2 protein-coding genes are annotated in these 1,940 nt (G+C 66.9%); both read left to right on the plus strand.

Annotated elements, in window-relative coordinates; all coding sequences use genetic code 11:
* Window positions 1-1,402, plus strand: a 1,402-nt coding sequence (locus tag QZY48_RS29720) for a helicase-related protein (protein ID WP_295437421.1), incomplete at its 5' end; no start/stop codon positions are given.
* Between the two features lie 228 nt (window positions 1,403-1,630).
* Window positions 1,631-1,846 carry a hypothetical protein gene (locus QZY48_RS29725; RefSeq protein ID WP_295437423.1) on the plus strand — a complete coding sequence of 72 codons (216 nt, stop codon included), beginning with the start codon at window positions 1,631-1,633 and terminating at the stop codon, window positions 1,844-1,846.
* The last annotated feature ends 94 nt before the right edge of the window (window positions 1,847-1,940 follow it).

A 1,940-nucleotide genomic window follows, 5' to 3' on the forward strand; every position in this document is an offset into this window, starting at 1 on the left:
CGACGATCGGCCGCCGCAACCCCCGGCTCAGCACACGTTTCGGCACCGCCGTGGCGTCATGTGCGGGGTCGGCGCCCAGCTGCAAAAATGGCCAAAGTCGAGCTACAACAATGCCGCGGCCACGGAGCGCACGGCCGTGGGCTTCGTGATGACCATCTATCGCCGACGGCTGGCCAGCAGCTTCTATGCCCTGATCAAGACGCTGGACCGGCGTCTCGCATCGGTCGGGGGTCACATGCCCCCAGGCCAAGACGCCAATCTGGCCATCGACGAGGACATCCCGGACGACGAGCTGGAGGACGAGGCGATGGATACGGACCAAGCCGCCGACCTTGCGCGGCGCGCACTCGCCTTGGAGGAGACGGGCGACATCGGGGCGCTGTTGGCCGCGGCCAAGCGCCTGCCGCATGACACCAAGGCCGGCGTGCTTATCGAGGTCCTGCGCGAACTGCGTGAACAGGGCTACGCGCAGGCGATGGTCTTTACCCAGTACACCGACACCATGGATTTTCTGCGCGGGCGCATCGCCGAGGCATTGGACGCCGGGGTGATCTGCTTTTCCGGTCGCGGCGGCGAGGTTCCGACCCCCGCGGGCGACTGGCAAGTCATCTCGCGCGAGTCGACCAAGCAACGCTTTCGTGAGGGCCGCGCCGAGATCATGGTCTGCACGGATGCAGCGGCCGAGGGCCTTAACTTCCAGTTCTGCGGCGCCCTGGTGAACTACGACATGCCCTGGAATCCGATGCGGGTTGAGCAGCGGATCGGGCGCATCGACCGCCTGGGGCAGGAACACCCCGAGATCCGCATCGTCAACCTGCACTACGAGGACACCGTGGAGGCGGACGTTTATTACGCCCTGCGCCAGCGGATCAACCTGTTCCAGAGCTTCGTCGGCCGACTCCAGCCCATTCTGGCCCGCCTGCCCCGAGCCATTACGCAGCTCAGTCTGGGCCGCCCGGAGGATCGCGAGCTGGCAAGGGTCAATCTGGTCGCGGACATCGAATCCGGTCTGACGACCGCCGAGCAGGCCGGGTTCGACCTCGATGAGGTGACCGCGGAGGAGTTGGACGCGCCGCCGCGCCCGCCGGCCGCTTATGGATTGGCGGAACTTGGAGCCCTGTTGGGACGCCCTGAGCTGCTGCCGCCAGGTGTCGTCTCCAAGGTGCTCGGGTCTCGGGACTGGTCCTGGTTGGCGCCCGGTATGGCGGGGCCGGTGCGCGTCACCACCGATCCCGACTACTTCGAGCAGCACCCTGACAGCACTGAGCTGTGGTCGCCCGGGAGCCCCCTCTTTCCGCTTCCGGAGGCGATTGCCGCACCGCAGGAGTTGGAAGGTCTCGACTGGCCCTGCTTGACGCAGGCGGCTGGGTTGGGAAACGCGAAACCTGGCACGGAGAAATGACGATCAAGGCCCGCTCCAGGCTGCACCAATCGACGCTGATCCAGCCCGAAGCGGTCACTCACCCGCGCACAGACCGTCTGCCCGATTGCAGATGACCGTTCGGTGCCTTCGCACGAACGACTGCCCGCGCCGAATGCCCGCAACGCCGCGCGGCGCCAGCCGGTATACTCCCGCTCAGGGCATGGTCCCGCGCGGACAGGCTTCGACCATGATCAACCGGCACCGGCCTTGTTGCCGCTGTGCACCTATTTCACCGGCATCGAGTATGCCATGGAGATGGAGAAAGACGTTGCGTGCAAGCGCCAGGTGCTCGATATCCTGATGATTTTCTGGGATCGTCGGCCGCTGGCGGACTCCTGCGGCGGGCCCGATGCGCTACGCCCGCAGAGCCTGGTGGTCAGGCCATTTGCAACCCGTCCGCGCCCCACCAGTTCGCGCTCCTGACCTGGTTCCTCGCCTATCCGCGCCCCAGCAGGACGCAGCCCCGCTCCCCCCCAGGACCAAACCTGTCCCGCGGCCTGCGGCCTCCGCCCCAGCG

It is taken from the genome of uncultured Thiodictyon sp., from assembly GCF_903828115.1.
Classification (GTDB): domain Bacteria; phylum Pseudomonadota; class Gammaproteobacteria; order Chromatiales; family Chromatiaceae; genus Thiodictyon.